Raw genomic sequence first — 13,909 nt, 5'->3', positions numbered from 1 at the left:
TATTAAATTATACGAAAGGGCCTTATTTTTTAAAGTATTTTAATGTAAAATTTCATATAAATACAAAGTATTTTGGCGAGACTCTTGAGGGAACAGGACAAGCTGAAGACTACAGGCTGAAGCTGTCCCCTAAGAAAGCGAGCCAACAATACGAAGTATTGTAAATAAAGAAGCCAGTAAATGAATTTATGAAAACTCATTTACTGGCTATTTTGCTAGGAATTATGTCCCAGCCTCTCTTCTCTTTCCTTTCAAACCGTAATAAACATTGTATACATATAAAGTCTTAGAAAGTAATCAGTTTATCGTCGTATGTAAATTTGATACTACAGACCCATGATTTCTTATGGTTTATCCTTTATTATTTAAAGTGTAGAGAGGCAAGGGAGGTATAAACAACATGATTATCTACAGAAGAAATATAGAAAATGGAACACCCGTTTATGAAATCATAACTAAAACTTTCAAGACAATTACTATAAAATGTGATGAAACTTTTAATAAGTATGAAATCTATCAATTGCTCTCTCTACTAGAGAATGACGTTGACAACATGCCGACAAGTTACTCATATCGTTAACGTTATTCTAGACATCTAGACATTGCATCAAACCTAATTGAGAATTAGCACTTTTGTCTTTCCAGACCCAAATAAAATGAGTTTTAAAGCATTTAGTCCCTTAATACGTTTAGCTTTAAAGACATTCTATCATCCCTAAATTAACACTCACCCTAACAAGTGAGAAACGCTAATGTTAGCCAAAACTTGTCCCCTTTTGTAGCTCGGAGAGAACCTTTGAGCATTGCTAACATTAGCGTTTTTATATGGACAAATAATCGTTCAACGATTTATAAATTTTAAAACTAAAACATTAAAATTTTTCTTTTTCCTGTCTTTCCTTTAACCACCATAATGCCTGTTCAGGATTTTTTTCATAATACTCTCTATCCTTTTCATTATCAACATTAGGGTAAGATCCTTTTAATGACTTACTTGCGGTACTTTTGTGCAATAATGCTATGACTATGAAACCTATTATACTTATTACTGTTAAATAATATGCTGGTGTTAATGGATTATTAGTAGTACTAACTAAATATGATGCTATCAATGGCGTAGTACCTCCAAGTAAAGAAACAGAAACATTAAAAGTAATAGCTAAGGCACGATAACGTACATGTGTATAAAACATCGTTGGAAGTGAACCAGGCATCGTTGCTTCGTAAGTTGATAAAAAGAAACCTAGTATTAATACACCTATTGATACAAAGAATAACGATTGTAATTGCATCAATGAGAAAGCCACAACACTTAATAATATTAATCCACCTAAACCGATAAGAAATACTTTTTTCTCCCCAATTCTATCGGCTATACGTCCAAACATTAGTGCCAATGGAATCATTATAACCATAATACAAGTAATCATGATACTAGTAGTTGTTCCATTTAATTTAATTACACCTTCTAAATATGATGGCAGATAAGCAGTAACCATGTAATTAGTAACATTAAAGAATGCTACTGCAACAAAACATACTATAATATCTTTATAGTAAAATCTAATTAAAGTAAATACCCCGATAGGCTCTCTTGTGGGATGCTTTTGTAATTCCCTTTGTTCGTTTTCATATATTGGTGATTCCTCTAATTTACGACGCAAATATAATCCAAAAAGACCTAGGAACATTCCCAATAAAAAAGGAATTCTCCATCCCCATGAATTCAGTTGTGTTTCAGTTAAAGAGATATTTAAAACAAATACTAAAATTGACGCAGCTATATATCCTGATAATGTTCCAATTTCCAGTCCACAACCAAGAGAATTTCTTTTTCTATCTGGTGATGACTCAGCAACATAAACCATTGCTCCTGCATATTCTCCTCCAGTAGAAAATCCTTGTAGGACTCTAGCTAAAAGTAATAATATTGGCGCCCATACTCCTATTTCATTATATGTAGGCAAAACGCCTATTAATAGCGTGGAAAAGGCCATTAATATGATTGTTGTAGTTAATACTATTTTACGACCGTATTTATCTCCAATGATACCAAAAACAATACCACCTATAGGGCGTAATAAAAATGCTATAGCAAATGTAGCAAATGTAAAAACTAACTTTAGTTGATCATTATCAACTTGACTAAAAAAGTTTTTACTTATTATTACTGCTAAATATGAGTATAAACCAAAATCAAACCACTCCATAGCGTTACCTATTCCAGTGGCAATAACTGTTTTTTTGGCATTATTACCGTCAACCATTGTAATTTGGTTTTTATCAAACTCCAAAACAAAACACTCCTTCTATGAATATGGTAAGTAATTATAGAGTGTTCAGTTTAAATGTCAAACTTATTAAAAATACATTTTTTTGAAAATTAATTTTTATTCATTTTTCAGAATTCATTGTTTAGAGATGAAATAATTATTATTAGTTAAATATTTACTAAAATTTAACTTACAAGCTTTAACCTTTTCAACTTCTAGTAATTGTTAGTTTGATATCATCATACGTTTTAAAAACTATAATTTCATCATTTTCTTTTATTAAAAATTGTACTTCCTCATCTATATTTATTGGTTTTAAGTACTTAATTTTGTAATTCATCCAATTCACATTAAGTTCAGAAAATACTTTTTCACATATGAGTTGTCCCGGTACAATGGAACGATGGATCGGATTCTCATCATTAACTATAGTTAAATATTCATTCACCATTTCTATTGTAAATTTCATAATTTATCTTACCTCGATAAATATTTGTTTTATATACATACAATGTTTTTTATCTTTATTTATTTCGAGTCCATATGTATATTTAATGATATTTTTAATTAATTTTTGTGAAACCTTATGCAATGTCGCTTCATAGGTACAATCGACCTGAAGTTGTTGTTGTGTCTTAATGTGTGTCTCTTTTAATATGATAGGCTTCTTTGAAAAAGATTGAAATAACTCAAATTGTGGCCATAACTTGGCACACATAAGAGTAGGAACATAATGGTCATACTTTATATTAAGCAATTCACAATAATTTTGAACTTCTTCATTTGTAAATTGAACTTCTCTAATTTCCATACCATCTTTCAAATAAAGCTGCATTTCCTATTCCTCCACCTATTCCCATAGTTGCTACAGTTCTAAATTGATGTTTCATATAAAATAAACGTGTGACTAACGCTGCTCCACTTGCACCATATGGATGCCCTGTAGCAATTGCTCCACCCCAACAATTCAACTTATTCAAAGGTATGTTAAGTTGTTGTTGGCTAGCAATAACTTGAGAGCTAAATGCTTCATTTAATTCTACTGCATTTATATCATTTATAGTTAATCGTTCCCGAGCTAATAATTGATTTACTGCTGGCACTGGACCCACTCCTAAATACTGAGGTTGAACACCTACAGTAGCACTATTTACAAACTTAATCCCTTCGGTGAATCCTAATTGACGTGCCCGATTTTCTTCCATAACAATCAGTAATACTGCACCATCATTTTTCATACAACTGTTTCCTGCTGTGACTGTTCCTTCATTTAAAAGCGGTTTAAGTCTGCCAAGTGTTTTGAGAGTGAGTTGAGGTTTAATACTTTCATCTTGATTAAAACATTCACCTTTCACTTTGAACGGTAAAATTTCTTGGGAAATATTACCGTTATTCATGTTTTTTGATGCCAACTGATGACTGCGATAAGCAAAGTCATCTTGTTCATTTCTACTGATGTGATATTTTTTCGCTACATTTTCAGCGGCTTCAATCATTGAAGGGTCTTCTCCTTCTCTTGCAAAAGGCGCCCGTTCAAAAAATTGTGGAAACTCAGATTCATAAACTGACTGCGGGCGTTTGATTTTCCAAGGAGCTCTACTAGTACTCTCAACACCACCTGCAATATATATTGTTCCAGCACCACTTTGTACCATCCTACAAGCTTGTATAACAGCTTCAAGACCTGAACCACATTGACGATCAATTGTTATACCAGGTATTTTAAAATCTAATCCTGCTTCGAGTAATGATTTTCTAGCTAAATTACCACCATTACCTACCGTATTACCTAAAATGACGTCATCCAAAAGAGACATTACTTTTGGATACTGATCTGTAAAATGATTAAATAAAGGTTCTAGTAATGATTCAGGTTCTAAATGCTTCAATCGGCCACCATACTTACCGAAGGCTATACGTTTTGCTGCAATAATAACAGGTTGCTTCATTTTTATAACTCTCCATTAATAAATTTATTTTTCATCTCTTTTCTAGCAATCTTTCCCGATTCTGTGTATATCATATGGTCAATTTTCTTTAATTTTGATGGAACTTCTTGTCTTGAAAGCTGTTTCATTAAAAAAGATTTAATTTGTCGGTAATTCAATTGTACTTTACCTGAATAAAGTAATATCGCTATTTCTCCAAATTTAGCATGTGGTATACCGATGACAAGCGCCTCATCAATGCCTTCAATATCCATAATTAAGCTTTCAATAGCTGTTGGATATACATTGACTCCCCCAACTATAATACGGTCACTCTCTCTACCTACTAAAAACAAATGTTGATTTTTAATATAAGCGAAGTCACCTGTTTTAATCCATGACCCCTCTTGATTGCTCTGTCCCACATAACCACTAAACACCATTTCACTTCTAACAGCTAATAATCCTACTGCATCATCATCTTGATTTAATAATCGCGTTTCGACATGAGGGAAAAGTTTACCTACAGAATGAGCAGGAGATGATTGGTTAAAATTGTAGCTTATAAAACTTGCTTCAGATGTCCCAAAAAATTCTATTAAATTTGCTTGTGGATATAAAGTGCTGATTTGTTGAAACTGTTGCAATGTAAGTTTAGCACCACTACTCAAAATACTTTTAATCGATGAACAATGTCGTTGGGTTGAAATAAGTTGTTGTACCATCGTTGGCACTACAAATATTGCTGTCGCTTTGTTCAATTGATTAATAAGACGCATAAGAGATAATGGATTAAAATTTTTTTGACCTATAAATGTTTTTCCAGTACTTAATGCATAAATACATGCGTACAATGAAAGTGAATGTGATAAAGGACCCGGTGCTACAATGGTTTCTTCACAATGCTGGAGTAATTTCTCATTTTCCTTAAAAGAAACTATCCAAGAATGTTCATTTCTATAAAACGCTTTGGGTAAACCTGTAGTTCCTGACGTGAAACCTATATGTATAACATTACGTGGGATCACCTCATCATTATAAATTGAGTCATCATGATTTAAGGTAAGATGATTATCTTTAATTAACCATTGTATGTCATAACTTTTTACAAGTTGATGTATCCTTTCATTACTCCATTGATGATTAAAAATGCAAGGAATTCCACCTCTTTGATGTACCGCAAAATAGTTAATAATATTATTTACAGGATGGTCATCCATTAGACCTACTTTTTCGTTTAATTTTACTTTTTTATAGCGCATACTAGCCTGATAAATTTCTTTACTTAATTCTCCATACGTTAGATGTCGATCTTCAAACACTAAAGCTAATCGATGCGGGTATTGATTAATATAATGCTGTAAATATTCCATTATTTTTTTCATCTTCATCACCATTTGTAAACACTCTATATAATTATGTTTACATTATACTTGCTTCATAGTTTTAAAAAAAGAGTAGGATAAAATTCCTCATGAATGATTATCCTACCATTGAGAATATTATAAAATTGTTAAAAATTCTTCTGGATTATTAACAACATAATGAGGATTTTCATACAACAATTCGTGTGCAGATTGCGCTCCCCATGTGACAGCACATGTTTGCACATGAGCTTGATTCGCACTCTTGATATCTTGTGCTGTGTCCCCTATATACACAGTTTTACCTATCATTAAATGATGTTTCTGTATCAAATTTTGAATCGTTTCACAAAGAAGTTTGTCTTCATTTTTAATACAGACACCTAATGAATCAGTTATAAAACGACTTAATCCAAGATAATCTAAATACCTTTGCGTTGTTAGTGTATCTTTATTAGATAGTACAAATATTTTTTTCTTTTGGTTATGTAAAAACTGTAATGCTTCACTTATTCCGGTATATTCTTTTGATTGATGTATTTCATCGTTGCTAAAACAACGATGGTATTCATCTATTAATTTTTCTATTTGATAAAAAGACAGTTCGTGTGAAGCTAACGCTTTAAAATTGTTATATAAATTTAAATGATATGTATGTAAAATAGCTTGTTCTGTAGGTTCATCTAAATTTAATCTTTTAAAAGCGCTTTGTATAGCTTTAACATGACACGTTGTTGTATCAATTAGCGTTCCATCAAAATCAAAAATATAACTATCAAAATTCATGATGTTCACCTCATAGTTTAAGTTATATTATAAATATACACTTAAAGGAGTAATGTTGCACCATATATTAAAAAGCACCTTTGTCTAATCATAGACAAAAGTGCTTATCTCTCATTTTAGTTATTCTAAATTAGCATGATTCTCTTGCATTGCTTTTTCACTAATGTGAAATGCATCCATTAAAGGTAATACAATACTATCTAAGAATATAAGTGAGGCCTGTTCAAATAAACTACCAAGTGGTTGCTTTGAACCTTCAACATCATGTTTAGTACCTGCAGGCAATTCAACAACTGTCTCTGCAAGATTACCGATTGGCGAATCCGCATTTGTAGTTAATAAGACAATTTTTGCACCGACAGATTGTGCTTTTTCAGCTAATAATCTTAGATGTTCTGTAGAACCTGAACCTGAAATAATAATAAACAAATCATGTTCTTTAATTGAAGGTGTTGTTGACTCACCTACAACGTAGGCATTTTTACCTAATTGATTTAAGCGCATTGCAAAACTATTTGAAACAAAACCTGAACGACCTTTACCAGCTGTAAATATGCGATCTGCACCTATAACATCATTAGCAAAACGTTCGTATTCTGTATTATCTACTTGGGATAAAGTAGCATCTAACTCTTCAAGAATAAGACGATAATTATTAAATTCACTCATCTTATTTACCTTCAATAGCTGCTCGACATTGTTTTGCTGCTTCTACAGGATCGTCAGCATTCGCAATACCGCCACCAACAATAACTAAATCTGGATCTTCTGCAACAATATCTTTGATAGTATCTGGTTTAATACCACCTGCTACTGCAACCTTAGAATTTTTGATAACAGATTTAACTGTACGCAAGCTATCTAATGGAGATTTTCCTTCTGCTTGTAAGTCGTAACCTGTATGAACTGCGATATAGTCTGCACCCATCTCATCTAGTTCTTTAGCACGTTGCTCTAAGTTTTGCACTGCTATCATATCAACAAGCAATGCTTTTCCATGTTTATGCGCTTCTTCAACTGCTGCTTTAATTGAAGCATCTTCAGCAACACCTAAAATTGTAACAATATCTGCACCATATTTTACTGCTTGGCTTACTTCGTAATCTGCTGCATCCATAATTTTCAAGTCAGCTAATACTTTAGCATTATTAATATTTTCATTTAAATGTTGAACTGCAGGTAAGCCTTCGTTAATTACAATTGGTGTACCGATTTCAACAATATCTACATATTCTTCAACTTTTTGAGCTAATTTTGCTGCTTCTTCTTTATTTAATAAATCAATGGCTAATTGTAGTTCCAATGAAATTCATCCTTTCATTTTGAGAAATTCTCTTTTGCTTATAGTTTTATACCCTTCACTAAACTTATTAAACACATAAAATATTTTGTATATAAAAACTACTATATAAACTACTAAATAATTATAAACAATCTGGTGCTGCATCATCATCTACATAAACTTCAACATTAGGATGTGTGTGTAAAATGGTCGCAGGTACATCTTCGGTAACCTGTTCATTTAACAGTTTACTTATGGCCTCTTTTTTCTTTGGACCAAATGCAAGTAGTATAATCCTTTTAGCTTTTAAAATACTTGCTAATCCCATTGAAACTGCTTGTCTAGGAACATCCGCTTCATTGTCAAAATATCGACTATTTGCTTTTATAGTGCTTTCTGTTAAGTTCACCACATGTGTTTCACTATTGAAGTCTGTTCCTGGTTCATTAAATCCAATGTGACCATTTTCTCCAATTCCTAAAATTTGAATATCAATCGGACCTCTTTCATCTAATAATTTGTTATATCGTTCCGCTTCTGCTTCTAGATTTTCTGAATAGCCATCAGGAATATGAATGTGATTTTTAGCAAAATGAGGATATTGCTCAAATAGCACTTTATTCATATAGGTATGGTAACTTTGCTGATGACTTGCTTTTAAACCTACATATTCATCTAAATTAAATGTTTCAACCTGCGACACATCAGCTTTATTTTTGGTTAATAAATTTACTAAGTAATGATATACGTCAGTCATAGTTCCACCAGTTGCTAAACCGAGTTTGGTATGAGGGTACTGCTGTATCTGTTTAAACAACTCGCATGCTACATAAAATGACGCAAGTTTTTTTGAATCTAAATTAATCATTTTCAATATCAAACACCTCTAATTTCAATATGGCAATGAGTGATGACTTACGCCTTACTCTTTTGTATCTCTTAATTTATAATGTAACAAATGCTTAAGATTTTAAACATATTAACGCTCTATACGTAGTATTCAAAGTTTTTTCTTGAATTTTTCCTAATTAAATCGAGCATTCGTGTACAAATATACATAGCTTTCTAGTAAAATAGATAGATAAACGAGTTTGCTGGTAAATAATATGTTTATCGGTAGTCCGTCAGTAACATATTATTTAGTTTAAGGGAGTGAACGTGTTGGAACCAATTAAAGAACAAGAAGTGCTAGATTTATTAACTTCTTACGCAAATCAGCCTGTTTACCTACACGTTGAAACAACAAATGGTGCTTATGCAAATCATTTCGATCAACGTGTATTTAACGCTGGAACATTTTTAAGAAATATTGTCGTGACTTTTGAACATGCACAACTTAAAGGCGGCGATAAAGATCCATATCGTGTAGGTCTTAAATTAAAAGATGGTGGCTGGGTTTACGTGCAAGGACTTACGCACTATGAAGTTAATAAGAACAACGAATTTTTAATTGCAGGTTTTAATTATGAAGGACAATTGGCTGCTACAATAGAAATAAGTAAACAGCCATTTACTATATAAAGGAGGTTGCTAATCATGACTGATGAAAGACACGTACTTGTGATTTTCCCTCATCCTGATGATGAAACCTTTTCGTCTGCTGGAACTATCGCAAGTTACATTGAAAAAGGTATTCCTGTCACATATGCATGTCTCACCCTAGGACAAATGGGACGTAATCTAGGTAACCCTCCTTTTGCAACAAGAGAATCTTTACCACTTATACGTGAACGTGAGTTAGAAGAAGCATGCAAAGCAATTGGGATTACAGATTTAAGGAAAATGGGGTTAAGAGATAAAACTGTTGAATTTGAACCTTACGATCAAATGGATCAAATGATTCAATCACTTATTGACGAAACAAATCCATCATTAATTATTTCGTTCTATCCTAAATTTGCAGTCCACCCTGATCACGAAGCAACTGCAGAAGCTGTAGTACGTACAGTTGGGCGCATGCATGTATCAGATCGCCCACGTCTTACACTTGTAGCGTTTAGCAATGATGCACCGGAAATTCTTGGAGAACCTGATATTCAAAATGACATATCGCAATATAGTGATATAAAACTCAAAGCTTTCGAAGCGCATGCTTCACAAACAGGACCATTTTTAAAACAACTTGCTAGTCCCGAAATAGATGGTCAAGCACAAAGTTTCTTAAAAATAGAGCCATTTTGGACATATCACTTTGAATCTTAAATGGAGGTAAAACATGACAGAATTTGACTTATCCACTAGAGAGGGTCGTTGGAAACATTTCGGTTCTGTTGACCCTGTCAAAGGTACGAAACCAACTACTAAAAATGAAATGACCGATTTACAAAGCACTCACAAAAATTTCTTATTTGAAATAGAGGAAGTAGGCATTAAAAATTTAACTTATCCAGTTTTAATTGATCAGTATCAAACAGCTGGTTTATTTAGTTTTTCAACGAGTTTAAATAAAAATGAAAAAGGCATTAATATGAGTCGCATATTAGAAAGCGTTGAAAAACATTATGATAATGGCATTGAACTTGAATTTAACACACTACATCAATTGTTGCGTACGCTACAAGATAAGATGAATCAAAATGCTGCAGGTGTTGATGTGTCAGGTAAATGGTTCTTTGATCGTTATAGTCCTGTTACACATATTAAAGCTGTAGGTCATGCAGATGTTACTTATGGTTTAGCTATTGAAAATCATACCGTTACACGCAAAGAATTAACTATTCAAGCCAAAGTAACAACACTATGTCCTTGCTCAAAAGAAATTAGTGAATATTCTGCACATAATCAACGTGGTATCGTTACAGTTAAAGCATATTTAGATAAAAATAATGATGTCATCGATGATTATAAAAATAAAATTTTAGACGCTATGGAAGCCAACGCTAGTTCTATCTTATATCCAATCTTAAAACGTCCTGATGAAAAACGAGTAACAGAACGTGCTTATGAAAACCCACGATTTGTTGAAGATTTAATTCGACTAATTGCAGCAGACTTAGTTGAATTTGATTGGATTGAAGGGTTCGATATTGAATGTCGTAATGAAGAGTCTATCCACCAGCATGATGCTTTCGCACGCCTGAAATATCGCAAATAAAATATCGATTTTCAATTACAATGCCAGTTGTATTTTTATTTTATAAGATACAACTGGCATGTTTTTTTAACTAAAATACCAATATAGAATAGACGTTTATCTATATAGATGATAATCTATGTTATGTTATAGGAGGCCATTTTATGTCATATATTCAATTATCTAACATATTAAAAGTCATTGCGAATCCTAGCAGATTAGAAATTTTAGATTTATTATCTTGTGGTGAATTGTGTGCGTGTGATTTACTTATACATTTTAACTTTTCACAACCAACACTAAGCCACCATATGAAGTTACTTGTTGATTGCAAATTAGTGTTTGCAAACAAAGTTGGCAATAAAAAAATATACGAACTTAATCACCGCTTATTTGAACAAGTGACAAATCAATTAAATTTACTTCATTCAACTCATAACCAATGTATTTGTCATACTATAAAGAAAGGTGAAATTTCATGACTACTGTATTAGCAATTGTAATATTTTTCATCACTTTAACCTTAATCATTTGGCAACCTAAAGGGTTAGACATAGGTATTTCAGCAATCATTGGAGCACTTTTAGTTATTATTACGGGTGTAGTAAATTTTACAGATATATTAGAAGTGATCGGAATTGTTTGGAATGCTACACTAACTTTTGTCTCAGTCATTCTTATATCATTGATTCTTGATGAGATAGGATTCTTTGAATGGTCAGCTATTCATATGGTTAAGGCATCTAATGGACATGGATTAAAGATGTTTATATATATCATGATATTAGGGGCGCTTATTGCAGCATTCTTTGCTAATGATGGTGCAGCCTTAATTTTGACGCCTATTGTTTTAGCAATGATAAGAAATTTAGGTTTCAATAATAAGTTAGTATTTCCTTTTATTATAGCTTGTGGGTTTATAGCAGATTCCACCTCATTGCCACTTGTTGTAAGTAATTTAGTTAACATTGTATCAGCAGATTACTTTGGTATTAAATTTGTTGAATATTTAATGCGTATGTTTATACCTAATTTATTTTCTCTATTAGCTAGTATCTTAGTTTTATGGTTTTACTTTAGAAAATCCATCCCTAAAACTTTTGATATATCAAGTATTTCTGAACCTAAAGATGCTATACGAGACACACGATTATTTAAAATTTCATGGATTATTTTAGCTTTATTACTTATAGGTTACTTAGTGAGTGAGTTCATACATATACCTGTATCATTTATCACTGGAGCTATAGCTGTGATTTTTATATTATTAGCGCGTCAGTCTAATGTAGTGCATACGAAACAAGTGATCAAAGGGGCTCCGTGGAATATCGTAATATTTTCTATCGGTATGTATCTTGTTATTTTTGGCTTAAAGAATGTAGGGATGACATTGATTTTAGCAGATATTTTATCATCAATAGCTCAGCACGGACTTTTTAGCAGTATTATGGGCATGGGATTTGTATCCGCATTTCTTTCAGCAATTATGAATAATATGCCTACCGTACTTATTGATGCGATAGCCATCGATCAATCGCATGCTATAAGTTCTATAAAAGAAGGAATGATTTATGCCAATGTGATTGGAGCAGATTTAGGACCAAAAATCACACCCATTGGATCTCTTGTTACATTATTATGGTTACATGTTTTAGTTCAAAAAGGAGTTAAAATTTCTTGGGGTACTTACTTTAAAACGGGTATTGTAATTACTATACCTGTATTATTCTTTACTTTGTTAGGTCTTTACCTAACACTTATTATCTTTTAAATTAGGAGATTTTTTTATGCAAAAGAAAACTATTTATTTTATTTGTACTGGTAATTCTTGTCGCAGTCAAATGGCTGAAGGTTTTGGAAAATTAATATTAGGTGATAAATGGAATGTATATTCTGCTGGCATTGAAACACATGGTGTTAATCCGCATGCTATAAAAGCTATGAAAGAAGTCGGTATTGATATTTCACATCACACTTCTGACCTGATAAACAATGACATTTTAATAGCGTCTGATATAGTTGTCACATTGTGTAGTGATGCAGATGCAAACTGTCCAGTTTTACCTAAAAACGTCACTAAAGAACATTGGGGATTTGATGATCCTGCTGGTAAAGATTGGTCAGAATTTCAACGTGTAAGAGATGAGATTAAAGCAGCGATCGAAACATTTGCTCATAGAGTGTAACTTAACTCAAAACTTAAAACTCACTATTATTTATACTTTTCAACAAATTTAACAACATACTTCGCTATCATACTGATGAGTGAAACTACAATAACAGAAATATACTAAGTGGAGTAATCATGATAAACAACTAAAATCGTTTATTGTGGGTGCTATCACAATAGTTGTATTCACACACAATAAATTTTATTATAAGCTCGTTTGTAAGTGACTCGTTATTTTAAATTTTTTGATTATAAAGAGGTAAATATAGTTAGTAGTATGTATTTTCGTATAAATTATTTTTAAATGTTTATTAGTTTTATTAATATTATAAATTTTTATTATGTTACAATGTTTGTAAAATAAACTTAACTATATGAGGTAAATTATGTACTATTTTGTAGGTAATAACATCGGTCATAAAACTGCTGGTATAGAAAAAGCAATGATTAATCGATTAAACCTATTTAAAGCATATCATTATCAAGCTAAAATCTTATTACTAGCATGGAATCGCTATTTAACTCAAACAGCATCGCAATATATTAATAGCGAAGATTATATAAACATGTATGATTATTTTCAAGAAGCAAGTAACGTAACATCAGTGTTCAGTAAAAATTGGATTCATTACTGGAGAAATGAATGTGGCTATACTATAAAACCTGTTTCTGAGACAAATGACGTCCGGATTTATGATCAACAACAATTTATAATGTATGCGCATTTTGCTGATGAAGCTTATCAAAAAATTGATTATATTAATTACTTTGATACATCTAGAAGAAAAATAAAAAGAGAGTTATACGATACACGTGGATTTTTAAGTTGCGTTAGAGTTTTATCAACGGACCAAAAAATACAAGCAGAGTACTATCTTTCTCCTGAAGGAAAAGTGAAAATTGAAAAGTATTATGATATTAATTCAAATCATCCCTATGTGGCAAAAAAGATTATATTAAATCATTTAGGTAAAACGCACTTTTTAAATAATGAAACTGAGGTACTGACCCCCTTAAACGGGAACTTAATAAA

General features: G+C 31.9%; 16 protein-coding genes and 1 pseudogene. 8 read left to right on the top strand and 9 right to left on the bottom strand.

The features are described from left to right. The first annotated feature begins 400 nt into the window (after positions 1–400). Positions 401–580 carry a C1q-binding complement inhibitor VraX gene (vraX, locus tag HMPREF2897_RS04645; RefSeq protein WP_002445763.1) on the top strand — a complete coding sequence of 60 codons (180 nt, stop codon included), beginning with the start codon at positions 401–403 and terminating at the stop codon, positions 578–580. Positions 581–872: 292 nt separating this feature from the next. On the opposite strand, the gene HMPREF2897_RS04640 is transcribed toward vraX, so the two are convergent. From HMPREF2897_RS04640 to nagB, 9 genes are all read right to left on the bottom strand, one after another. Then, positions 873–2,294, bottom strand: a complete 1,422-nt coding sequence (locus tag HMPREF2897_RS04640) for an MFS transporter (protein WP_046044345.1) — start codon at positions 2,292–2,294, stop codon at positions 873–875. A gap of 187 nt (positions 2,295–2,481) precedes the next feature. Next, positions 2,482–2,742: a hypothetical protein gene (locus HMPREF2897_RS04635; protein ID WP_002445761.1), complete on the bottom strand. Its 261-nt coding sequence runs from the start codon at positions 2,740–2,742 to the stop codon at positions 2,482–2,484. 3 nt (positions 2,743–2,745) lie between these two features. Beyond that, the gene (locus HMPREF2897_RS04630; protein WP_002475544.1) at positions 2,746–3,108 is read right to left on the bottom strand and encodes a protein VraC; all 363 of its coding nucleotides are present in this window, start codon (positions 3,106–3,108) and stop codon (positions 2,746–2,748) included. After that, a complete protein-coding gene (locus HMPREF2897_RS04625) occupies positions 3,074–4,222 on the bottom strand; it encodes an acetyl-CoA C-acyltransferase (protein ID WP_070592747.1) in 1,149 nt (382 codons plus the stop codon). Before HMPREF2897_RS04625 ends, HMPREF2897_RS04630 begins: the two co-directional genes overlap by 35 nt. A gap of 2 nt (positions 4,223–4,224) precedes the next feature. Then, complete coding sequence (locus tag HMPREF2897_RS04620) at positions 4,225–5,598, bottom strand: long-chain fatty acid--CoA ligase (protein WP_070592746.1); 1,374 nt, start codon at positions 5,596–5,598, stop codon at positions 4,225–4,227. Between the two features lie 105 nt (positions 5,599–5,703). Beyond that, the gene (locus HMPREF2897_RS04615; RefSeq protein WP_002475566.1) at positions 5,704–6,351 is read right to left on the bottom strand and encodes an HAD family hydrolase; all 648 of its coding nucleotides are present in this window, start codon (positions 6,349–6,351) and stop codon (positions 5,704–5,706) included. A 120-nt stretch (positions 6,352–6,471) separates the two neighbouring features. Beyond that, positions 6,472–7,020: a 6-phospho-3-hexuloisomerase gene (gene hxlB, locus HMPREF2897_RS04610; RefSeq protein WP_002475501.1), complete on the bottom strand. Its 549-nt coding sequence runs from the start codon at positions 7,018–7,020 to the stop codon at positions 6,472–6,474. Position 7,021: 1 nt separating this feature from the next. Next, positions 7,022–7,654, bottom strand: coding sequence for a 3-hexulose-6-phosphate synthase (hxlA, locus tag HMPREF2897_RS04605; RefSeq protein ID WP_001832167.1), 633 nt, complete (start codon positions 7,652–7,654; stop codon positions 7,022–7,024). A gap of 121 nt (positions 7,655–7,775) precedes the next feature. Further along, positions 7,776–8,507, bottom strand: coding sequence for a glucosamine-6-phosphate deaminase (gene nagB, locus HMPREF2897_RS04600; RefSeq protein ID WP_002475564.1), 732 nt, complete (start codon positions 8,505–8,507; stop codon positions 7,776–7,778). 284 nt (positions 8,508–8,791) lie between these two features. Between nagB and HMPREF2897_RS04595 the strand changes: the two genes are divergently transcribed. From HMPREF2897_RS04595 to HMPREF2897_RS04565, 7 genes and pseudogenes are all read left to right on the top strand, one after another. Next, the gene (locus HMPREF2897_RS04595) at positions 8,792–9,154 is read left to right on the top strand and encodes a YojF family protein (protein WP_002445755.1); all 363 of its coding nucleotides are present in this window, start codon (positions 8,792–8,794) and stop codon (positions 9,152–9,154) included. A gap of 15 nt (positions 9,155–9,169) precedes the next feature. Beyond that, the gene (bshB2, locus tag HMPREF2897_RS04590) at positions 9,170–9,835 is read left to right on the top strand and encodes a bacillithiol biosynthesis deacetylase BshB2 (RefSeq protein WP_002445754.1); all 666 of its coding nucleotides are present in this window, start codon (positions 9,170–9,172) and stop codon (positions 9,833–9,835) included. Between the two features lie 13 nt (positions 9,836–9,848). After that, entirely contained in the window at positions 9,849–10,727 is an 879-nt protein-coding gene (gene folE2, locus HMPREF2897_RS04585; protein WP_002445753.1) for a GTP cyclohydrolase FolE2, read from the top strand. 143 nt (positions 10,728–10,870) lie between these two features. Then, complete coding sequence (locus HMPREF2897_RS04580; RefSeq protein WP_070592745.1) at positions 10,871–11,188, top strand: ArsR/SmtB family transcription factor; 318 nt, start codon at positions 10,871–10,873, stop codon at positions 11,186–11,188. Next, positions 11,185–12,477: an arsenite efflux transporter membrane subunit ArsB gene (gene arsB / locus HMPREF2897_RS04575; protein WP_070592744.1), complete on the top strand. Its 1,293-nt coding sequence runs from the start codon at positions 11,185–11,187 to the stop codon at positions 12,475–12,477. The genes HMPREF2897_RS04580 and arsB overlap by 4 nt, the downstream gene beginning before the upstream one ends. Positions 12,478–12,493: 16 nt before the next feature. Beyond that, entirely contained in the window at positions 12,494–12,892 is a 399-nt protein-coding gene (gene arsC, locus HMPREF2897_RS04570; protein ID WP_002445750.1) for an arsenate reductase (thioredoxin), read from the top strand. Positions 12,893–13,262: 370 nt separating this feature from the next. Further along, positions 13,263–13,909 (top strand): annotated as a pseudogene (locus HMPREF2897_RS04565) (glycosyl transferase family 1); the annotation flags it as partial.

It is taken from the genome of Staphylococcus sp. HMSC065D05 (genome assembly GCF_001813195.1).
Taxonomy (GTDB): Bacteria; Bacillota; Bacilli; order Staphylococcales; family Staphylococcaceae; genus Staphylococcus; species Staphylococcus epidermidis.
The sequence above is the reverse complement of the archived record's forward strand: the minus strand, read 5'-3'. Positions and strand labels throughout refer to the sequence as shown.